Origin of the sequence: Bacillus sp. JJ1533 (genome assembly GCF_036965045.1) — a bacterium.
GTDB lineage: Bacteria > Bacillota > Bacilli > Bacillales > Bacillaceae_L > Ferdinandcohnia.
Genome location: NZ_JBALOV010000020.1, coordinates 43,456 through 65,233, shown reverse-complemented (window position 1 = coordinate 65,233; position 21,778 = coordinate 43,456). Strand labels below are relative to the sequence as shown.

The following is a 21,778-nucleotide window of genomic DNA, read 5'->3' as shown; positions in this document are numbered from 1 at the left end:
CGCCCTGAGTCGTCCTTATTTTTATTTATAAAACATTTCCTGAAGTTCGTCATGATCTTTTGTGATTTCTAATGTGACTAGTAACTTGAGTCTGGCTTTTTGTCCATTTAGACCATTTGAAAAAATAACCCCAAGTTTCTTTAATTGGCGTCCGCCGCCTTCATAATTATATACATCCTGGACATATCCGTTAAAACATCGCGATACCAATACGACAGGTATACCACTATCGATGAGTTGCTTTAATTCAGTTAGCATGGTTGGAGGTAGATTGCCTTGTCCAAGTGCTTCGATCACTAATCCATCAGGATGTAGAGATCGGATTGCTTCTAGAATAGATCCATTCATCCCGGCATATGCCTTAAGGAGAACCACATTTTTCGTTATTTCTTCAATATCATATGTTTCCCTAATCGTTGGCATATGGTGAAAGATGATATCTCGTTTGCTTACAATCCCAAGTGGCCCATATTGTGGGCTCTGGAAGGTTGCAATATTACTCGTGTGGGTTTTCGTTACATTTTTAGCTGTATGGATTTCATCATTTAAGACAACTAATACACCTTTTCCAATGGCACTGTCGGAAGCCGCGACACGAACAGAGGAAATCAGATTATATGGACCGTCTGCCCCAAGTTCGTTGCTCGACCTCATTGCTCCAGTTACGATTATTGGAATATCGGATTGAACGGTAATATCTAGAAAATAAGCCGTTTCTTCAAGTGTGTCAGTCCCATGAGTAATGACAACGCCTTCGATTTTATCTTCTTTAATACTCGTTTCAATTTTTTGTTTCAGCATTAACATTTCCTTTTCTGTTATATGTGGAGAAGGCAGTTGGAATAAGTCCTCGACTAAGACATCTGCGATTGTTGCTAAAGCATCGGTGTGAAGTAGAAGTGGATTTTGTTGATTTTGTTGGACTGCCCCAGTCGTTTTATCTTCCGTCATTGCGATTGTACCGCCTGTATGTATAATGAGTATTTTTTTCATTGGATTCGCCCCATTCAATATAGAAAAATTATCCATTACTTGTTATTTTCATTTACCACATTACATGTTACGATAAAAGTGATTACTACTCAAATACTAAACTTTATTCAGCTGAATTTTTCCACTTAAAAGTGGTGAGATAAGTGTTAGGAGTTTAATTCTGTGATTGGGTTCAACATGGGCTAAATAAAGTTAAAGCCTCCGGCGGATGCCACAGATTTTCAAAGGAAACTTTTCGAGCATAAGATCAAAGACTAAGAACGCCACTTCCTGTGGCAACGTCTTTGTGACCCACATCGTGTGGGCCTAAAAAATCTGGGCGCAAATACGCCAAGGCGCATTTGTTTTATAATTTCTGGGAGAAGAGGATACTTATGGTGGCGGTTATAACCGCAGGACTAGCACCTGGACTTGCGTTATTAAGTTATTTTTATTTGAAAGATAAATATGAAGCAGAACCGATTGCAATGGTGTTTCGACTTTTCATTTTTGGTGCCCTCTTGGTGTTTCCGATCATGTTTATCCAATATGTATTAGAGGTTGAAGGTGTTTTCACTCAAAACTTTTTACAGGCCTTTTTATCTGTAGGTTTATTGGAGGAGTTTTTTAAGTGGTTTATTCTATTTTATACCGTTTATCAACATATGGAATTTGATGAACAATATGACGGAATTGTATATGGTGCTGCTATTTCATTAGGTTTTGCGACGCTTGAGAATATTCTCTATTTATTTGCTAATGGGCTGCAGTTTGCAATAGGCCGAGCTCTGCTGCCAGTATCTAGTCACGCGTTATTTGGTGTGATTATGGGATATTATCTTGGTAAAGCGAAATTTTCGCCAAAGGAAAATCGTAAGTGGATCTTTATTTCCTTCTTATTTCCGTTCCTTTTACATGGAATTTATGATTACATTCTCCTATCATTGAAGAAATGGATCTATCTTATGGTACCATTTATGTTGTTTTTATGGTGGTTTGGATTACGAAAGGTAAAAATCGCTAAACCTTAACCTGTCATTTTTGGCAGGTTATTTTTTATGCTTATTTTTATCAAGAAATGAATCTAACTTCTGAATAAAATACCAATCTCTACAGAAAATACTTGTAAGTATATATAGAAAATGGTTAGGGAGGTAATTGATTATGAACTTGAAAAAGTATTTGATGTTTTCCATCACCCTTATCATGTTTGTTAGTTTGTTCATCGGAGGCACTAACAACCATGTTCAAGCTTTTTCAGAGCAAATTATTCAACGTGGTGCAACAGGTGACGATGTAATTGAGTTGCAATCAAGACTACAATATAACGGCTACTACCATGGCACAATCGATGGAGTGTACGGTTGGGGTACGTATTGGGCAGTCCGAAATTTCCAAAAGGCCTTTGGACTTGAAGAGGTAGATGGTTTAGTTGGCGACAAGACGAAAGCAATGATTAACCGTTTTACAAAGTATAATAAGCAATTTGTATATGAAAATTTACGTAAAGGCAATCGTTTCACCCACTATGGTGGGGTTCCTTGGAGCATCCAATCAGCCCCATCTGAAAAGAATATCGAAAAAGCAAAAACAACTGCAGAGGCAAGAAGAACTGAAATAGAAAAGAATTTTACGGCAGAGCAAAAGCAAGCACAGCAACCTAAGGCTCAGGCTCCTAAACAGCAGCCTCAAGCTCAGCCGCAAAAACCACAGGCTGCAAAACCAAAACCGCAGCCACAGCAGCCTCAGGCTCAACCGAAGCAACCAGCTAAACAGCAACGACAAGCAAAGGTTGAACAGCAGGAAGAGGCACAATCACTGGGACCTACAGCTGTTAATATGCCTGGTGGGTTTTCACAAAATGATATTCAGTTGTTAGCAAATGCAGTATATGGTGAAGCTCGAGGTGAGCCGTACATCGGGCAAGTCGCAATCGCAGCAGTAATTTTAAATCGCCTAGATAGCCCAACATTCCCTGACACAGTGTCTGGTGTCATTTTTGAACCACTTGCCTTTACGGCAGTTGCGGACGGGCAAATATGGTTGACGCCAAACGAGCAAGCGAAAAAAGCTGTTGTCGATGCGATAAATGGCTGGGATCCCACTGGGGGAGCAACCTATTACTTTAATCCAGAAACTGCAACAAGTAAATGGATTTGGGGTAGACCTCAAATTAAGAGGATCGGAAAGCATATATTCTGTAATTAGAATGGAAGGTGAGATAAATTGCTAAGAGGAATATTAATTACAGTACTTACAATAGGTATTATTGGAACAGGCTATTGGGGCTATAAAGAGCATCAAGAGAAAAATGCCATTCTAATACAGGCCGAAAACAACTATCAACGTGCGTTTCATAATTTAACGTATCATATTGACCTATTACACGATAAAATTGGAACAACCCTTGCAATGAATTCAAGAGATTCCCTTTCGCCAACACTTGCAGATGTGTGGCGAATTACATCAGAAGCACATTCTGATGTAGGGCAGTTACCACTTGCTCTAATGCCCTTTAATAAAACGGAAGAGTTTCTAAGTAATATCGGGGATTTTAGCTATCGTACAGCAGTACGTGACCTTTCTAAAGACCCATTATCGGATGAAGAGTATAAAACCCTGCAGCAACTATATAAAAACGCGGAAGATATCCAAAAGGAACTCAGAACAGTTCAACATCTTGCTATGGAGAATAATCTGCGTTGGATGGATGTTGAATTAGCACTCGCTTCAGGCGATAAGCAGGCGGATAACACAATCATTGACGGTTTAAAAACGGTTGAAAAAAATGTAGCTGCTTATTCTGAAAGTGACTTTGGCGTAACCCTTACCACTACTAAAAAAGATGGTGGGAAATTTCCTAATTTAGAGGGTCCGCAAATTAATGAGGAACAAGCAAAAGAAGTCGCTAAAAAGTTCCTAGGGTTAAAAGGGAACGTTAAAATGAAGGTTACCGAAAACGGTGAGGGTTCACCAAATGGTTTTTACAGTCTAGAAATAAATGATCCTAAATCAAAAGTGAATACCTTCATGGATATTACGAAAAAAGGTGGTATCCCGATCTGGGTGATTCGTAATCGTGAAGTTGCTAAAAGCACGATTAGCCTTAATGATGCATATAATCGAGCACAAAAATTCCTTAAGGATAATAAGTTTGAAAACTTTGAGCTTTTCGAAAGTGCACAATATGATAATGTTGGTGTATTTAATTTTGTGTCTTCAATGGACGGGGTAAGAGTGTATTCAGACTCGATTAAAATGAAAGTCGCACTCGATGATGGAAATATTATTGGATTTACTGCTCGAGATTATTTAATGGCAGGTAAAATTGAAACAGTAGGTAAACCAAAAATCTCAAAAGAGGAAGCAAGGAAAACCATTAACCCAAATCTTGAGATCATGGAGGACCGTCTCGCCATCATTACAAATGAGCTTGATCAAGATGTCCTTTGTTATGAATTTTATGGTACAATCGGTAATGATACGTACCGGATCTTTATCAATGCTGAAAATGGATTTGAAGAAAAAGTTGAAAAGCTTAAGAACGCAGAACCTGTATATAAAGGGATGAAGTAAGTCCATCATGATTCCAAAAAGGAAAGCAATTTTGCTTTCCTTTTTTTGTTTATTCATGTTTTAATTAAAGTACAGAATGATTTTAGAAAGAGTGAACGACCGTGTTGAAAATTGGGGATATGATTAACCTTGAACCAGCCATTAATCCGAATGGTGAAAAGTATCGCTGCAGAGTTGTTGAAAAAATGGAAAATAAGCTTTATATAGACTATCCAGTTAACAACAAGACAGGGAAAACGGTTTTTTTATTAAACGGTACACAGTTAAAGGCTTTTGTTTCAGCTGATACCACATCAGCTTATTTTTTCGATACGACTGTATTAGGAAGGGTAAAACAAAATATTCCAATGATTATTCTTTCCTTTCCGAGTGAGGACAGTATATATAAAATACAGCGACGTGAATATGTACGTGTCGAAACACCAGTAGATGTTGCAATACATAGTTTAAATGGGGAATTCCAGCCTTTTGTCTCAATCACTCGGGATATAAGTGCTGGCGGCGCCGCTATCATTCTACCGTCTTCGAAAACACTAATTCCGGGGATAGGTATTCTTACACATTTCGTCCTTCCAACCCTTTCCGATGATTATCATTATGTATCTTTCAGAAGTGATGTAATTCGAATCGTCGAGGGTAAAAATGGGGAAAGAAATAAAGCTTCACTTAAATTTTTGGATGTTAGTGAAACCGACCGCCAGCTATTAATTAAATTTTGTTTTGAAAGACAATTATTATTAAAGAAAAAAGGGATCCATGTAAGTGACATGTAGAAATGGGTTTCAAAGAATAAAATATTAAAAACTTTTGCATACTAGTAATAAAACTCTTATTAGGACGGGTATGTAAAATGAAAAATTTTGAACGAATTTTAATTAAGCTAGCAATTATTCAATTTGTTTTTTTACTTGTGGGACAGGCTATTATCATATATAGTCCATTGACTCCATATATCACGAGAATGATTGAATATGAGGGTGTCAACAAATCGGACACAACCAAAACCATTGAAACATTACTAAATAACAATTAAAATGAATTGCAGGGATTCCCTGCATTTTTTCGTAAGTAGGAATACTGTTCAAGTGAATTAATATAATAAAGCTTAGATAAACAAGCTTACTTTATAACGTTAACCTATTCCTACAAGTGTTAGTTACAGGAGGCATACATAGCTTATGAACAAAAAGATTTCGATCGCAATTGACGGACCAGCAGCTGCAGGTAAGAGTACAGTTGCAAAAATTATCGCGAAGGACTTATCTTACGTTTATGTTGATACGGGTGCGATGTATCGTGCATTAACATACAAAGCATTGCAATTAAATTTAGATTTAGAAAATGAAGACCAGCTTCTAGATGCCCTACAGAATTCAAATCTAGAATTAAGACCGAGTGAGAACGGCCAGCTTGTTTTTATCGATGGAAAAAATGTAACTGAAAAAATTCGTGAGCGTGATGTGACAAATTCAGTATCTATTGTTTCTAAACATCGCAAAGTGCGAGAAAATATGGTCAAGCAGCAGCAAGGCTTTGCTAAGCTTGGTGGCGTTGTGATGGATGGACGGGACATTGGTACCCACGTGCTTCCTGAGGCAGAAGTAAAGATATTTTTACTTGCATCAGTTGATGAAAGAGCCGTACGTCGTCACGAAGAAAACCTTTCAAAAGGCTACCAATCTGACCTAGAACAATTAAAATCAGAAATTGCAGCTCGAGATAAACTTGATTCTGAACGCGAAGTCGCCCCATTGCGAAAAGCGGAGGACGCAATTGAGATTGACACAACATCATTAAGCATCGAAGAGGTTGTAACCAAAATTATGGATATTGTAAAGGAAAGGATTTGAATCGTATGAACCTTTATCCCTTTGCAAGAGGACTAGTTGGAGCCATCATCAAACCTCTTTATCGTATAGAGGTTTTGGGCAGGGAGAATATACCTAAGGAAGGTGGCGTTCTGATTTGTTCCAATCATATTGACAATCTCGACCCACCTGTTGTTGGGGTTACATCACCAAGACCGATTTATTTTATGGCAAAAGCAGAACTGTTTAAGGTCCCTATATTAGGACCGATTTTACCAAGAATAAATGCTTTTCCTGTTAAACGCGGAATGAGTGATCGTGAAGCACTACGGACAGCCTTGAAAATATTAAAAGAAGGAAATGTGTTGTGTATTTTTCCTGAGGGCACGAGAAGTAGGGATGGAAAGCTTGGAAAAGGGTTATCCGGGGTTGGTTTCTTTGCCCTACGAACTAATTGTACTGTTGTTCCGTGTGCGATTATAGGACCTTATAAATTATTTGGTAAGTTGAGAGTGGTCTACGGTAAGCCAGTTCAAATGGATACATTTCGTGAAGAGAAGGCTTCTGCAGATGTTGTTACCGACAAAATTATGGATTCCATAAACGAAATACTGGAAAATTATAAATAGATTAAGAGTTTATACTTGACAAATAACTCTATTTATTAGAAGTTAATTAAAAGAATATTTTTATAACTTTAATATACATAAAGTGTTTTTTTGTGTTGGAGATTGAAGGAGGTAATTGGAATGGCAGAGGATATGAATCAAGTTGAGTACAAAGAGTTACAGGTTGGTGATGTAATTACTGGTAAGGTGACGAAGGTAGAGGAAAAACAAGTATTTGTTTCAGTCGAGAATAGTAAGCTAGATGGCATAATCCCAATTAGTGAGCTGTCCAGCCTGCATGTTGAAAAAGCAAGTGATGTTGTATCAGAAGGAGAAGAAATAGAGCTCTCTGTTACAAAAGTAGAAGAAGAAGCTTTGATTTTATCAAAAAAAGCCGTACTAGCTTTAAAAGCCTGGGATGATTTAGAGCAAAAATTTAATTCTGGTGAAGTGTTTGAAGCAGTTGTAAAAGATGTTGTGAAGGGTGGACTAGTTGTAGACCTTGGCGTTAGAGGCTTTATTCCAGCATCTTTAGTTGAAAATTATTATGTAGAAGATTTCTCTGATTATAAAGATAAATCTTTAACAGTTAAAGTGGTCGAACTTGACCGTGAGAAAAACAGAGTTATCTTATCGCACCGTGCTGTTGTGGAAGAAGATCAAAAAAATAAAAAGCAACAGCTTCTTGATTCATTACAGGTTGGTGCTGTACTAGAAGGTACTGTTCAACGATTAACCGATTTCGGTGCTTTCGTTGATATTGGTGGCATCGATGGATTAGTTCATATTTCTCAACTTTCACACGAACATGTGTCAAAACCATCTGATGTTGTTGAAGAAGGTCAAGTAATTAATGTAAAAGTTTTATCTGTTGACCGTGACAATGAGAGAATTTCATTATCGTTGAAAGAAACATTACCTGGACCATGGGAAAATATCTCCGAGAAGTTATCAGTTGGGGATGTAGTTGAAGGTACAGTAAGAAGACTTGTCTCTTTCGGTGCGTTTGTTGAGGTATTACCAGGTGTTGAAGGACTTGTTCATATCTCACAAATTTCTACAAAACATATCGGTACACCTCATGAGGTATTAAAAGAGGGGCAAACAGTAAATGTGAAGGTACTTGAACTAAATGAGTCTGAAAAACGTATTTCTTTAAGTATGAAAGAACTTGAAGAAAATGTCGAAGAAGACTACAGTAAATATCAGCAACAAGAGGAGACTTCAGGTTTCCAACTTGGTGAAGTCATTGGTGACCAATTAAATAAATTAAAGTGATCGTTCAACAAAAAAGCTCTCACCCAATTGGGTGAGGGCTTTTTATTTCGGATTCATTTGATTCATTTCTCTAGCTTCTTCAGGTGTATCTAATCTTGTTGCACCTTTATTGTTAAGGGATTGGTCTCGGTCTGACTCAACTATACGTGCCTTTTTAAGTTTTCTTTCCTGTCTATCTCTACCCACTTTCAAATCCTCCTTTATCACTCTACATAAGTTGCTGTGATTGGGGAACTTTATGCAGAGGTTATCGAATTCATTTTATCCCGCATTAACTATGCAGTAAGACCCACAATAAGGGTCAACTTCCAGTAAAAGCCCGATTGGTTCAACTAACATTTAGTGGGGGATGAAATAAATCCCCTCTAAATGAAGTTTCACTTTATTGTTTCTTAAAAGGAATTTAGGTATGCAAGTAGGTTAAAATTCATCATTTTGAGCCATAATGGAAATAATAGGAGGTGGAGGAATGGACGGAGCACTATTTTATTGGATTTGTTGGATGGCATGGGTGTGTAGTACATTTTTAATGAAGAAAAACAGAGAACGGTTACTCCTGTCTGTTTTGTTTTTAATGACAATCATCCTATCACCATACTATGTCATTTTTGCTGGGATTAAAATAAATTGCAGTATCATGCTAATTTTCTTTTACTGTTTGAAGGAAATTTCGAAACGGCCCAAAAAACAATTATTATATTTGCTCATTTGTATTCTTACCATTTCTTTAGCATATTGTAGCTTCTTATTGTTTGAATTATATGACCCAGTGTGGCTGCTTTTTAATCGAAATTTAATGCTTGGAGCTGCATTAATATACGTAACCATCATGCTGTTAAAGGATTTTCGTTTACGCTTAGCAGGGCTATTAATCGGTGCTATACAGGGAGATATTCTATTTGGATTTATTATTAAAAATGTCAATTTTCCATACGAAATTGGTTCATTTGTATTTTTAGATGTAATTTCAATTAGTTTTTGCTTTATTTTTATATGGTCATCATTAGAAATACTTTTACATCATGTCGATGTAATGGTTCAAAAAAATTCGAAGGAGAAACATGGTTAGATGAATGAATATACATACCCGATATTGTTCGGGGTTATCTTTGGTGTTGCTGTAAGAATGTATATGCTACGGACAGATTATCGTCAATATCCCACTTACTTGCATGGGAAAATCATACATGTTGCATTAGGGTTTATAGCAGCAGGATTAGGAACTGTGGCTGTTCCTTCAATTATGGAAGAAGAGTTTACTGCGATTACGTTTTTAACGATTGCCGCCTCACAATTTCGTGATGTACGTAATATGGAGCGAAATACACTTACGGAACTGGATTCATATGAACTAGTTCCGAGAGGGAAGACATATATTGAGGGAATAGCAGTTGCCTTTGAAAGTCGAAATTATTTAGTTATTTTTACTTCCTTTTTTTCTACATTTGCTTACCTAGCTTTTAATTGGTGGGCAGGAATTGTAGTAGGTATCATTTGTCTATTGGTATGTAAAAAGCTTATGGCAGGAAGTAAACTGCAGGATATCGTTGAAATTGAGTATGTTGAGCCACATTTTAAAGATGCTGGCTTGTATGTAGATAATATTTATATTATGAATATCGGACTTCCAGCACGGCAAGAAGAGGTTCTAAAATATGGGATGGGGTTTATTCTAAAGCCTAAAACATTCGATGCGCGAGCAACTATAGCAAATTTAGGACAGAGGCAAGCAATTTTACACGATGTTTCAACAGCGTTAGGAATTTTCAGAGACTCTGGTACGCCTGCACTAGTGCCATTGGCAAAAAGAGATTTGGATGATGGGCGAGTTGGAATTTTTGTTTTACCCCAGCAAAAGAATGTGGAGCGGGCCATTGAAGTAATAGGGCGTGTGCCTACTCTAGAAAATGCAATTCGCATGCCTACGGAAAGAGACGAAAAATGAAAAGGGGTTGCCGCTTAAGTGAATATTGAAAAGTTTATCCTAGCCGCAATCACAATGGATTCGTCTAAAGTGAAAATCTCTGGTGGGACACCGGTGTTTACATGTTCAACCAAGGAAGAAATGGAATCTGTTGCAGCTAGTTTAGAGGCCATTATCGATGGAATTGCTCATGAAATCAGCGAGAATTTATACATAATCGTAAAACACTAAACAATTGATTGTTGTAAACACGTATTTTTGATAGAATAAAAAAGCATGACCCTTCTGACGTAGAAGGGTTTATTTTTTACATATGTTTGATTTTTGATATTTTTTATGTGATATATGTAGTATGAGATTCGTTTAGAAGGGAAGAACGCCTGTGGTAAAACCAGTTGTGGCAATTGTTGGTCGTCCAAACGTAGGGAAATCAACAATTTTTAATCGTATAGTTGGAGAGAGAGTATCGATTGTAGAAGATATTCCAGGAGTAACAAGAGATCGCATCTATAGTTCTGGAGAGTGGCTAAATCAAGAATTTAACATTATTGATACAGGGGGTATCGACATTGGCGATGAGCCATTTCTAGCTCAAATTAGGCACCAGGCAGAAATAGCAATTGATGAAGCAGATGTGATTATCTTTTTGACAAGTGGACGTGAAGGTGTGACTAGTGCAGACGAAGAGGTTGCCAAAATCTTATATCGATCAAAAACACCTGTTGTATTAGCAGTTAATAAAGTGGACAACCCTGAGATGAGAGCAGATATTTTTGACTTTTATGCACTAGGCTTCGGTGAACCGATTCCTATTTCGGGATCACATGGAATTGGTCTTGGTGATCTATTGGATGAAGTTATCAAACATTTTCCAAAGGGTGGAAACGAAGAATATGATGAGGACACAATCAAATTTTCATTAATTGGTCGTCCGAATGTAGGAAAGTCATCCCTTGTTAATTCCCTATTAGGCGAGGAAAGAGTAATAGTGAGTGATATTGCTGGTACGACAAGGGATGCTATTGATACAAAGTACACAGTTGATGGAAAAGAATATGTCATAATTGACACAGCAGGTATGAGGAAAAAAGGAAAGGTATATGAAAGTACCGAGAAGTATAGTGTGTTAAGGGCTCTTAAGGCTATTGAACGTTCTGATGTCGTCCTTGTTGTCTTAAATGCTGAAGAAGGAATTATTGAACAGGATAAAAAAATTGCTGGTTATGCTCATGAAGCTGGAAGAGCGGTTGTAATCGTTGTAAACAAATGGGATGCCATTGATAAGGACGAGAAAACAATGAAGGAATTTGAACAAAAAATTCGGGATCATTTCTTATTCCTTGATTATGCACCAATTGTGTTCTTATCGGCAAAAACAAAACGACGCATCCATACCTTAATTCCAATGATTGATATGGCCAGTGAAAATCATTCAATGCGTGTCCAAACAAATGTTTTAAATGATGTCATTATGGACGCTGTTGCAATGAATCCAGCGCCTACGGATAAGGGTAATCGTCTGCGAATTTATTATGTGACACAAGTTGCGGTTAAGCCGCCAACCTTTGTTGTGTTTGTAAATGATCCTGAGTTAATGCACTTTTCATATGAACGGTTCTTGGAAAATCGCATCAGGGATGCTTTTGGATTTGAAGGAACACCAATAAAGCTTATTGCGAGGGCTAGAAAATAGGAGGGGAAGACGTCATGGAGAAAGTAACAGTTATTGGAGCAGGTAGCTGGGGAACTGCACTGGCGCTTGTTCTTGCTGACAATGATCATGAGGTTCGAATCTGGTCGCATCGACAGGATCAGGTTGATGAAATTAATACAAAACATACGAATTCTAAATATGTTCCCTCAATTGAACTACCAAATACGATCAGTGGATATGCGAATTTAAGCGAGGCCTTGGAGGATGTAAAGACGATAGTATTAGCTGTTCCAACAAAAGCAATTCGGGAAGTTCTTCAGAAAATAAGCCAAATTACTACAATGCCATTAACGGTTATTCATGTAAGTAAAGGGATTGAACCAGACACATTAAAGCGAATTTCTGAAATGATTGAAGAAGAGATGCCAGCGAACCTCTTAAAAGCTGTTGTTGTGCTTTCCGGACCAAGCCATGCTGAGGAAGTGGTGCTTCGTCATCCAACAACGGTAACTGTTTCATCTAAAAATATGGAATCGGCTGAATATGTTCAGGACTTATTCATTAATCAGCATTTCCGCGTTTATACCAATCCTGATATTGTTGGTGTTGAAATAGGTGGGGCATTAAAAAATATTATTGCCTTGGCTGCAGGAATTACAGATGGTCTTGGATATGGGGATAACGCAAAGGCTGCTCTTATTACTCGAGGATTGGCTGAGATTTCACGATTAGGTATCAAAATGGGAGCTAACCCACTAACCTTTGCCGGATTAACTGGAATCGGGGATTTAATAGTCACGTGTACAAGCGTCCACTCAAGGAACTGGCGTGCAGGAAATTTACTTGGTAAAGGGCAAAGCATTGAAGAAGTCCTGGATAACATGGGGATGGTCGTTGAAGGTGTCCGCACGACAAAAGCTGCGTATCAATTAGCTAAACAAATGGATGTGTCAATGCCAATCACATTTGCCCTATATGACGTTCTTTTCAATAATCAATCGCCTAAAGATGCTGTGGATAAACTTATGGCTAGAGGAAAAACCAACGAAATGGCTGACCTCTTTAATTATTTTGAAAATGGAACAACATTGTAAAAAATTATTACACAGACTCCCTTTTGGTGCATATGATAGCAAGGAGAATACTAAATAGCGGGATTCCTAACAATTTCGCACAGCAAGAAAATTCCAGTGATTAAAACTTTGCACTTTCTTGCGAAAAATAGGCATAAGACGATACATTTCATGACATTTTCGCATAAAATGCAACGTAGTATACTGTGGGTCTGAGCAACTGGGTTAAAGGGAATATTTAGTTTACGCTTGCTGAAGTAAAGGTGCCCCTCTTTACTTCAGCTTTTTTGTTTTACAATTAAATATATTGCCTTAGTTTAAAGATGCTTATTATGATATAATATTTGACGGAATGTTAGAGTTGGACAAGGGAGTGAACAAGGTGACACCAGGATTACTAAAAATGTGGATTTCATTCGCAGGAATGGCATTTATGTTGATTGCAATTATATCTATTTATCTTAGTCGATATAAACTTAAGGGCTTCCTAAAAGGGATTGTGGCCACGATTGCATATCTTTTTATGATTCTAGCAGGAATTATTATTTTCTTTGTAGTGTTTAGTGGACCTGTTAGTGAGTAGAGTTACAAACATAAGGATGGTATTAAATATGAAAGTTACGTTACAACTGTTGATCATCGTTTTTTCATTATCAATGCTTACAGGATGCCTATACCCGAAAGAAAAGCTTACTCAAAACCAAATTCCCTATGAGGATCAAATTGCGGCTGTTCAAAGAGCGGTAGATCAATTTAAAGAAGATTCAGGGGGACTTTTACCAATAAAAAACAGGGATATGGAGACTCCCATTTATCAAAAATATCCGATTGATTTTTCTCGGATTTCTCCAAAATACATAGCCGAACCACCGGGTAATGCTTATGAAACGGGCGGGGTTTATTTATATGTATTAGTCGATGTTGAAACGAATCCAACAGTAAAACTTTTAGATGTTCGAATTTCAGAAAAAATCAGCGAACTAAATTTGAGAGTGCAAATGTATCGTTCTTCAAATGGTTATGCGCCATTTAAGGAACAGCTCCAAACGAATGTATTTACATTAGATTATAACAAGCTTGGCTTGAAAGAAGAGCCTTTTGTTGTAAGTCCATTCACAGGAAAAAACTTACCTCTGTTGATAACGAACAACAACGAAATTGTTGTAGATTACCGTATAGATTTATTTGAGTATATAGGCAAGTACGAGCATACCTATAAAACAGGCGATGATATTCGAGCTCTTTTAGTCGAAAACTCGATGTTTGTTCCGACTAATTCTTTGCCATATACGATAGATGATAAAAATGAACCAATTTTTTTAGATAATTAAGTCATGAACCCTTCTTTTAGACATAAACTCTAAAAGAAGGGTTTTTATTTTGTAAATTGTTCAAAAAGTGTAAGAAATATAGCTTGCTAGGGTGGTATAAAGACGGTCTTTTTGAACTGAATTTTGCTGCTACATATTATGGGGGGATTTTTTTTCTAGAAATAGTCATATTTAATTAGGACAACGTCATACAAATATAATGTCCTAGAATATGTAGTAAAAGGATAAAATTATCCCAAGAACTGTAAAATCGGGAGGGATCACACTTGGAAAAGGTAGATATTTTTAAAGATATCGCTGAGCGCACCGGTGGCGATATATATTTAGGAGTCGTTGGTGCAGTAAGAACAGGCAAATCTACTTTCATAAAGAAGTTCATGGAATTAGTAGTCTTACCGAATATCGGTAGTGAAGCTGATAAGGCTCGCGCGCAGGATGAATTACCACAAAGCGCTGCTGGAAGAACCATCATGACAACGGAACCAAAGTTTGTTCCAAACCAAGCTGTTTCGGTCCATGTTGAAGAAGGGCTAGATGTGAACATTCGCCTTGTGGATTGTGTGGGATACACAGTACCAGGTGCAAAGGGTTATGAGGATGAGAACGGGCCACGAATGATTAATACTCCATGGTATGAAGAACCAATCCCGTTCCATGAAGCAGCGGAGATTGGCACAAGAAAGGTCATTCAAGAGCATTCTACAATAGGAGTTGTTGTCACAACAGACGGCTCAATTGGGGAAATTCCTAGACGAGATTATATTGAAGCAGAAGAGCGAGTAATTGCTGAGTTAAAAGAGGTCGGAAAACCATTTATCATGGTGATTAACACTGTCCATCCTCATCATCCTGAAACGGATGCGCTAAGACAGGAATTAAATGAAAAATATGATATCCCAGTTTTAGCAATGAGTGTTGAAAGTATGCGTGAGGCAGATGTATTTAATGTTTTACGTGAAGCACTTTATGAGTTTCCAGTCTTAGAGGTAAATGTAAATCTACCAAGCTGGGTTATGGTCTTACGCGAGGATCATTGGTTAAGAGAAAGCTATCAAGATGCTGTAAAGGACACTGTTCAAGATATCAAGCGTTTACGCGATGTGGACCGCGTCGTTGGACAATTTAGTGAATATGACTTTATTGACCAAGCGAGCTTAGCTGGTATCGAAATGGGGCAGGGAGTTGCAGAAATTGATTTATATGCTCCAGATGATTTATATGATCAAATTCTTAAAGAAGTTGTGGGTGTTGAAATCCGCGGAAAAGATCATCTCTTACAGCTTATGCAAGATTTTGCTCATGCAAAAGCAGAGTATGATCAAGTGGCCGATGCATTAAAAATGGTAAAGCAAACAGGCTATGGAATTGCAGCACCTGCGCTATCAGATATGAGCCTAGATGAGCCTGAAATCATACGCCAAGGTTCAAGATTTGGGGTTCGTTTAAAAGCTGTTGCACCATCTATCCACATGATAAAGGTGGATGTGGAGTCTGAATTTGCACCGATAATTGGCACAGAAAAACAAAGCGAAGAATTAGTCCGTTATTTAATGCAAGACTTTGAGGATGATCCACTATCAATCTGGAATTCAGATATCTTTGGTCGATCACTAAGTTCGATTGTACGAGAGGGCATTCAAGCTAAATTATCCTTAATGCCAGAAAATGCACGTTATAAGCTAAAAGAAACCCTTGAAAGAATCATAAACGAAGGTTCAGGCGGATTGATCGCTATCATATTATAAGATGTAGGCTCCTTAATTAGGAGTCTTTTTTTTGTAGAAAATGAATCCTTTTCGTCAATAATCCACTTTCAATGCGCTTGCGCATTTGATGTGATTTGCTTACTAAATATGAATATGATAAGCTTTGTACAAAAAAATAGAGGTTTTTTGGTGAAATATACATAATAAGGTAAAATTTCTGTTGAAATATATTGAATTATGACTAATAATCGTTTATTATAAGGCATGTTAGCATCAAGCTGACGTTGGTAGATACTTGATGACATAAGGCTTATAGGGTAATGAATAATCATTCATATGATTTGTATTTTTAATTTGGGAGGAGGTGAATGTCATGAACAAAACAGAATTAGTTAACGCTGTAGCTGAAAGTGCTGAACTTTCTAAAAAGGATGCTACAAAGGCTGTTGATGCAGTTTTTGATTCAATCCTTGAAGCTCTTAAAGGTGGAGACAAAGTTCAACTAATCGGATTCGGTAACTTTGAGGTACGTGAGCGTGCAGCTCGTAAAGGTCGCAACCCTCAAACTGGTGAAGAAATCGAAATTGCTGCTAGCAAGGTTCCTGCATTTAAACCAGGAAAGGCGCTTAAAGATGCAGTAAAATAATTTTACATAGAACCTATGTGAAAGATACAAAAAGGGTCGCTTGCGACTCTTTTTTGTTTTCTATCCGTAAATATGCTAGAATCAATGAACTAGTAGTATGCGACAAGAGGAGGGGTTGGCATGACTTCCATAGACTATAAAAAAATAGAGCAAGCCGTTACCATGATTTTAGAAGCAATTGGGGAAGATCCGCACAGAGAAGGGCTACTAGATACGCCAAAACGTGTCGCTAAAATGTATGCTGAAGTTTTCTCAGGCTTACAAGATGACCCGAAAGAATACTTTCAAACCGTCTTTGGAGAAGAACACGAAGAATTGGTACTTGTGAAAGATATTCCGTTTTTTTCGATGTGTGAGCACCATCTCGTTCCATTTTATGGTCATGCACATGTTGCCTACATACCTAAAGGCGGAAAAGTAACAGGCCTAAGCAAGCTTGCACGAGCAGTAGAAGCAGTGGCAAAAAGGCCACAATTACAAGAAAGAATCACTTCAACAATAGCTGATTCCATTGTTGAAACACTTCAGCCACACGGGGTTATGGTAGTCATTGAAGCGGAGCATATGTGTATGACAATGCGCGGCGTTAAAAAGCCAGGGGCAAAAACCGTTACTTCAGCTGTCCGGGGGATACTGCAACAGGATCCTGCAGCCCGCAGCGAAGTGCTATCATTAATAAAGAATTGACATCCTCAATAAATTACGAGATAGTAAAAAAAGATATGGATTTCACTCAACTTCCAAATAGTGTTGAATGAGTTGAAATGGTTCCTTACATAGCATTCATAGGAGTTGAAAAGGATGAATAATAATTCAAACTCAGAATTTATTGTAATCAAAGCAGTAGAAGATGGAGTGAATGTAATCGGTCTAACAAGAGGTTCTGATACACGCTTCCATCATTCAGAGAAACTAGATAAAGGCGAGGTCATGATTGCACAATTCACAGAACATACTTCAGCAATCAAAGTACGAGGTCATGCCATAATCCAAACTAGTCATGGAGAAACTGAATCAGATTCAAAAAAATAAGCAGGTAAATCCTGCTTTTTCTTTTGGAATAAATAAAACTAAGGGAAAAACTAAGGGATGTATGTTATAATTAACGTTGTTTTATAAAGACTAATATAAAGAACTTTAAAATAGATAAATGGATTATTTAAATTGGGGAAACAAGGGTGATTGATTTGCATGACATCAAGGAAATAATTGCCAATCTCAAGGAGCGTATTGAGAACAAAACAAAGCACTCATACCTTCAAAGATATATGGAAACACCTAGTATAGATGAGGATAAACTATTATTGTTATACTCCATTTGCGAGGATTTGCTTTTGCCAAAAGAGCAATTAACAAACTATATAGTCACTACTATGCTTGTTCAACAGGCGTTAGATACCCATGAAACGGTCCCCAATCGACTTTCTTATTCAGATGACCGTATGCGCGGTCAACAGTTGGCCGTTCTGGCGGGAGACTATTTTAGTGGATTGTACTATAATCTCCTTGCCGAAGCGTCTGATATCACCTTCATTCGAATACTTGCAGAGGGTATTAAAGATGTAAATGAGGCAAAAATTTATTTGTACCAAATGGATCATGAACAAATCGAGAAGCTTATATCATGTGTGACAGCTGTGGAATCTGCTGTTTTCCAAAAAATCGTGAAAAGCTTTCAAATAAAAAAATGGGATGACCTCGTTCAACACTTTTTATTACTCAAAAGACTGTTATTTGAAAGGGATCAATATTTAGAAAATGGCAATTCGATTCTTATTAAGACCCTTAAGAAAATAGTTCCGGGGGAAAAACAAGATCATATAACCAATGTAATGAATGAATTTAACATGCAAATCTTTCTTGTAACTAAAAAGTTAGAACAATCCTTAGAGAAACCCCCAAAACTAAACAAAATGTTGAGTAACCGTATTGATGAACTACTTCTTGTTGGTACTACATTATCATTGAAAAGATGCGTGGAAGAAGGGTAATTATGGAACAATCGAAAGAACAACGAGTACATCATGTATTTGAAAAAATCTATAAAAACTATGACCAAATGAATTCCGTTATCAGCTTCCAACAACATAAAGCATGGCGTAAGGATACAATGAAACGGATGGATGTTAAAGCCGGTTCGGCTGCACTTGACCTTTGCTGTGGTACCGCTGACTGGACGATTGCCCTTGCTGAGAAGGTAGGCCCACAGGGAAAAGTTGTTGGTCTTGATTTTAGTAAGAACATGCTTAAAATTGGTCAAGAGAAAGTGGACAGGCTAAAGTTAACTCAGGTAGAGTTAACCCATGGGAATGCAATGGAACTTCCATTTGATGATAATTCATTTGATTATGTAACAATTGGCTTTGGTCTTCGTAATGTTCCTGATTACATGACGGTATTAAAAGAAATGCAACGGGTTGTAAAGCCAGGTGGTAAGGTTGTTTGTTTAGAAACCTCACAGCCAACGATGGTCGGTTTTAGGCAATTATATTTTATGTATTTTCGTTTTATTATGCCGATTTTCGGAAAGCTTTTTGCTAAGAGCTATCAGGAATATTCATGGCTCCAGGAATCTGCACGTGATTTCCCGGGTATGAAAGAGCTTGCAAACATGTTTCGGGAAGCAGGCTTGACTGACATCGAAGTGAAACCATACACTTTGGGTGTAGCGGCAATGCATTTAGGTTATAAAAGAAATAGTTGATCGCGTCATATTTTTTAGACTAAGGTGAAACTGATGAAATTATCTTTGACGTATTCGTATTTGAATACAGATTTAGCAATTATAGAAAAAGAATTGGAGTCTTCCATTAAAGGAAAGCATCCCGTTCTTCAGCAAGCTGGATTGCATCTATTACAATCTGGTGGTAAACGACTACGGCCCGTTTTTGTCCTTTTAGGAGGAAAATTTGGGAACTATAATATTGATATCATTAAAAATGTTGCTGTGACACTTGAACTTATTCATACAGCATCTCTTGTGCATGATGATGTGATTGATGACGCGGACATTCGACGTGGTAAGCCTACCATTAAGGCGAAATGGGATAATAAAATAGCCATGTATGCTGGGGATTATATTCTGGGTAGCTCTCTTGAAATTATTACAAAGCTTCCAAATCCCTTATTACACAAACTCCTAGCACATACTATTGTTGAGGTATGCTTAGGTGAAATCGAACAAATCAAAGATAAATATCGTTATGATCAAAACTTACGCTGTTATTTACGAAGAATAAAACGGAAGACAGCTCTATTAATTGCAAGTAGCTGCCAATTAGGAGCGATAGCAGCAGATGTACCTGCAGAGGTCCATAAAAAACTGTTCTTATTTGGTTATTATGTGGGGATGGCATTTCAAATTACAGATGATATTTTAGACTTCACTGGCACAGATGAACAATTGGGGAAACCTGCTGGCAGCGATCTGCTTCAAGGCAATATCACTTTGCCAGTTCTATATGCGATGAAGGATGAAAACCTTAAACAACAAATACTCCAAGTATCAGAACGTACAACATCTGCTGAAATAAAGCCTTTAATAGCATCTATTAAACAATCAGATGCTATCAAACAAGCCGAGGCGTTAAGTTATCGATATTTAGAAAAAGCGTATGGGATCTTAGAAGAATTACCTGCTTGTCGTGCTAGAAATACACTGTATAATGTTGCGAGATATATTGGGAAAAGAAAATTTTAGAATAACATTGCGAACCAATCAAAATAGTGTTACTATTTTGATTGGTCGCTAAAAAATGACTATTATACATATTTTTGGTGGGGTGGAGATTGGTATGGAAAAAACATTTTTAATGGTTAAGCCTGATGGCGTACAGCGTCAACTAGTTGGAGAAATTGTATCACGCTTCGAAAGAAAGGGCTTTCAACTAGTGGGAGCTAAATTGATGGCGGTTACAGAAGAACTGGCAGGGGAACATTACGGTGAGCATAAGGAACGTCCATTTTTTGGAGAACTAGTTGACTTCATCACATCAGGACCAGTTTTTGCGATGGTTTGGCAAGGTGAGAATGTAATTGCAACTGCTCGACAAATGATGGGTACTACTAATCCAAAGGATGCCCTTCCAGGAACAATTCGTGGCGATTTTGGATTGACAGTTGGAAAGAACGTTATTCATGGTTCTGATTCACCAGCAAGTGCTGAGCGTGAAATTGGATTATTCTTCAAAGAAGAAGAATTAGTAGCTTACGATAAGTTAATCAATAATTGGATTTACTAATCTAACAAAAAACCAGCTCTCATTTAGGGCTGGTTTTTCTCAAGGAACAAATACCCCACGAGAATGATGTGTTTTTGAGGAGAAGACATGGATAAGAATTATAATTTATTTACTGAACAGATAAAAAGAAAAACGGGAATTGATTTACGGTTATATAAAGAAGCCCAAATGGTAAGAAGACTGACTTCCTTGTATGAAAAAAGAGGATTTTCAAGCTTTCAAGAATATTATAAGGGAATAGAAAAAGACAAAGAACTTTTGGGTGAGTTTCTGGACCGAATGACGATCAATGTTTCAGAGTTTTATCGAAATGCGAAACGCTGGGAGGTACTAGAAACGAAGATTCTTCCAAAACTCCTTCAGTCGAATCGAAAGTTAAGAGTATGGAGTGCAGCCTGTTCAGCAGGGGAGGAACCGTACACACTAGCTTTGATTCTCTCAAAGTTTTTGCCTTTAAATCAAATATCCATTTTGGCCACGGATATAGATGAAAATATTCTTACAAGAGCAAGAATGGGGATATATCCTGAACGCTCACTTCAAGAGCTGCCGTCTGACATGAAAAAGCGCTACTTCACCCAAGATGGTGCTTTTTACACGATTCATCCAGATATAAAAAAGGCAGTGACGTTTAAAAAACAAAACTTATTAGCGGATTCCTTTGGAGCAGATTTTGACTTGATTATTTGTAGAAATGTTTTAATCTATTTTACGGAAGAAGCTAAAGATATGCTTTATAAAAAATTCAGTGATGCTCTAAAAAGCAATGGAATCTTATTTGTTGGAAGTACCGAACAAATATTTAATCCAGCCTCGTATGGCTTGGAAACAGAAGATACATTTTTTTATCGTAAAAAATAAAACGTCAGAAAAATGACAAATCTAAAAATGTTTGATAAGATATAGAAATCGAATTTGCCTTTTGGTAAATTCTTTTTCTTTATATTCAGGAAACGAATCA

General features: G+C 37.4%; 26 protein-coding genes. 24 read left to right on the top strand and 2 right to left on the bottom strand.

Annotated elements, in window-relative coordinates; all coding sequences use genetic code 11:
• Positions 1-21: 21 nt before the first annotated feature.
• A complete protein-coding gene (locus tag V7138_RS10070) occupies positions 22-993 on the bottom strand; it encodes an asparaginase (protein WP_335396604.1) in 972 nt (323 codons plus the stop codon).
• Positions 994-1,367: 374 nt separating this feature from the next.
• Between V7138_RS10070 and prsW the strand changes: the two genes are divergently transcribed.
• From prsW to rpsA, 8 genes are all read left to right on the top strand, one after another.
• Complete coding sequence (gene prsW / locus V7138_RS10065) at positions 1,368-2,003, top strand: glutamic-type intramembrane protease PrsW (protein WP_335396602.1); 636 nt, start codon at positions 1,368-1,370, stop codon at positions 2,001-2,003.
• A gap of 133 nt (positions 2,004-2,136) precedes the next feature.
• Positions 2,137-3,180 (top strand): spore cortex-lytic enzyme, encoded by a 1,044-nt coding sequence (gene sleB, locus V7138_RS10060; protein ID WP_438824337.1) that lies wholly within the window; start codon positions 2,137-2,139, stop codon positions 3,178-3,180.
• Between the two features lie 18 nt (positions 3,181-3,198).
• Positions 3,199-4,548, top strand: coding sequence for a germination protein YpeB (ypeB, locus tag V7138_RS10055; RefSeq protein ID WP_335396600.1), 1,350 nt, complete (start codon positions 3,199-3,201; stop codon positions 4,546-4,548).
• Positions 4,549-4,649: 101 nt separating this feature from the next.
• Entirely contained in the window at positions 4,650-5,321 is a 672-nt protein-coding gene (locus tag V7138_RS10050) for a flagellar brake protein (protein WP_335396599.1), read from the top strand.
• 77 nt (positions 5,322-5,398) lie between these two features.
• Positions 5,399-5,581, top strand: coding sequence for a YpfB family protein (locus V7138_RS10045; RefSeq protein ID WP_335396598.1), 183 nt, complete (start codon positions 5,399-5,401; stop codon positions 5,579-5,581).
• A 145-nt stretch (positions 5,582-5,726) separates the two neighbouring features.
• The gene (cmk, locus tag V7138_RS10040; protein ID WP_335396597.1) at positions 5,727-6,398 is read left to right on the top strand and encodes a (d)CMP kinase; all 672 of its coding nucleotides are present in this window, start codon (positions 5,727-5,729) and stop codon (positions 6,396-6,398) included.
• 5 nt (positions 6,399-6,403) lie between these two features.
• Positions 6,404-6,985: a lysophospholipid acyltransferase family protein gene (locus tag V7138_RS10035; RefSeq protein ID WP_335396595.1), complete on the top strand. Its 582-nt coding sequence runs from the start codon at positions 6,404-6,406 to the stop codon at positions 6,983-6,985.
• Positions 6,986-7,105: 120 nt separating this feature from the next.
• Entirely contained in the window at positions 7,106-8,242 is a 1,137-nt protein-coding gene (gene rpsA, locus V7138_RS10030; RefSeq protein ID WP_335396593.1) for a 30S ribosomal protein S1, read from the top strand.
• A gap of 42 nt (positions 8,243-8,284) precedes the next feature.
• On the opposite strand, the gene V7138_RS10025 is transcribed toward rpsA, so the two are convergent.
• Positions 8,285-8,428, bottom strand: coding sequence for a YpzI family protein (locus V7138_RS10025; RefSeq protein ID WP_335396591.1), 144 nt, complete (start codon positions 8,426-8,428; stop codon positions 8,285-8,287).
• 283 nt (positions 8,429-8,711) lie between these two features.
• On the opposite strand from V7138_RS10025, the gene V7138_RS10020 reads away from it, so the two are divergent.
• The 16 genes from V7138_RS10020 (at position 8,712) to V7138_RS09945 (ending at position 21,678) form a co-directional block, all read left to right on the top strand.
• Complete coding sequence (locus V7138_RS10020; RefSeq protein ID WP_335396590.1) at positions 8,712-9,311, top strand: YphA family membrane protein; 600 nt, start codon at positions 8,712-8,714, stop codon at positions 9,309-9,311.
• Positions 9,312-10,187 (top strand): YIEGIA family protein, encoded by an 876-nt coding sequence (locus V7138_RS10015; protein ID WP_335396588.1) that lies wholly within the window; start codon positions 9,312-9,314, stop codon positions 10,185-10,187.
• Positions 10,188-10,205: 18 nt separating this feature from the next.
• Entirely contained in the window at positions 10,206-10,397 is a 192-nt protein-coding gene (locus V7138_RS10010) for a capping complex subunit for YIEGIA (RefSeq protein ID WP_335396587.1), read from the top strand.
• Positions 10,398-10,548: 151 nt separating this feature from the next.
• Complete coding sequence (der, locus tag V7138_RS10005) at positions 10,549-11,859, top strand: ribosome biogenesis GTPase Der (RefSeq protein WP_335396586.1); 1,311 nt, start codon at positions 10,549-10,551, stop codon at positions 11,857-11,859.
• A 14-nt stretch (positions 11,860-11,873) separates the two neighbouring features.
• Positions 11,874-12,914: an NAD(P)H-dependent glycerol-3-phosphate dehydrogenase gene (locus tag V7138_RS10000; RefSeq protein ID WP_335396585.1), complete on the top strand. Its 1,041-nt coding sequence runs from the start codon at positions 11,874-11,876 to the stop codon at positions 12,912-12,914.
• Positions 12,915-13,275: 361 nt separating this feature from the next.
• Positions 13,276-13,476 (top strand): DUF2768 domain-containing protein, encoded by a 201-nt coding sequence (locus tag V7138_RS09995; protein ID WP_335396584.1) that lies wholly within the window; start codon positions 13,276-13,278, stop codon positions 13,474-13,476.
• 28 nt (positions 13,477-13,504) lie between these two features.
• Positions 13,505-14,224, top strand: coding sequence for a hypothetical protein (locus V7138_RS09990; RefSeq protein ID WP_335396582.1), 720 nt, complete (start codon positions 13,505-13,507; stop codon positions 14,222-14,224).
• 266 nt (positions 14,225-14,490) lie between these two features.
• Positions 14,491-15,969: a stage IV sporulation protein A gene (gene spoIVA, locus V7138_RS09985; protein WP_335396581.1), complete on the top strand. Its 1,479-nt coding sequence runs from the start codon at positions 14,491-14,493 to the stop codon at positions 15,967-15,969.
• Positions 15,970-16,303: 334 nt separating this feature from the next.
• Positions 16,304-16,576 carry an HU family DNA-binding protein gene (locus V7138_RS09980; RefSeq protein WP_057997427.1) on the top strand — a complete coding sequence of 91 codons (273 nt, stop codon included), beginning with the start codon at positions 16,304-16,306 and terminating at the stop codon, positions 16,574-16,576.
• Positions 16,577-16,696: 120 nt separating this feature from the next.
• Complete coding sequence (gene folE, locus V7138_RS09975; RefSeq protein WP_335396578.1) at positions 16,697-17,263, top strand: GTP cyclohydrolase I FolE; 567 nt, start codon at positions 16,697-16,699, stop codon at positions 17,261-17,263.
• A 114-nt stretch (positions 17,264-17,377) separates the two neighbouring features.
• Positions 17,378-17,608, top strand: a complete 231-nt coding sequence (gene mtrB / locus V7138_RS09970) for a trp RNA-binding attenuation protein MtrB (RefSeq protein WP_335396576.1) — start codon at positions 17,378-17,380, stop codon at positions 17,606-17,608.
• Between the two features lie 146 nt (positions 17,609-17,754).
• Entirely contained in the window at positions 17,755-18,567 is an 813-nt protein-coding gene (locus V7138_RS09965) for a heptaprenyl diphosphate synthase component 1 (protein ID WP_335396574.1), read from the top strand.
• A 2-nt stretch (positions 18,568-18,569) separates the two neighbouring features.
• Positions 18,570-19,280: a demethylmenaquinone methyltransferase gene (locus V7138_RS09960; protein WP_335396572.1), complete on the top strand. Its 711-nt coding sequence runs from the start codon at positions 18,570-18,572 to the stop codon at positions 19,278-19,280.
• Positions 19,281-19,313: 33 nt separating this feature from the next.
• A complete protein-coding gene (hepT, locus tag V7138_RS09955; RefSeq protein WP_335396571.1) occupies positions 19,314-20,276 on the top strand; it encodes a heptaprenyl diphosphate synthase component II in 963 nt (320 codons plus the stop codon).
• Positions 20,277-20,370: 94 nt separating this feature from the next.
• Complete coding sequence (gene ndk, locus V7138_RS09950; protein WP_335396569.1) at positions 20,371-20,817, top strand: nucleoside-diphosphate kinase; 447 nt, start codon at positions 20,371-20,373, stop codon at positions 20,815-20,817.
• Positions 20,818-20,904: 87 nt separating this feature from the next.
• Entirely contained in the window at positions 20,905-21,678 is a 774-nt protein-coding gene (locus V7138_RS09945; RefSeq protein WP_335396567.1) for a CheR family methyltransferase, read from the top strand.
• The last annotated feature ends 100 nt before the right edge of the window (positions 21,679-21,778 follow it).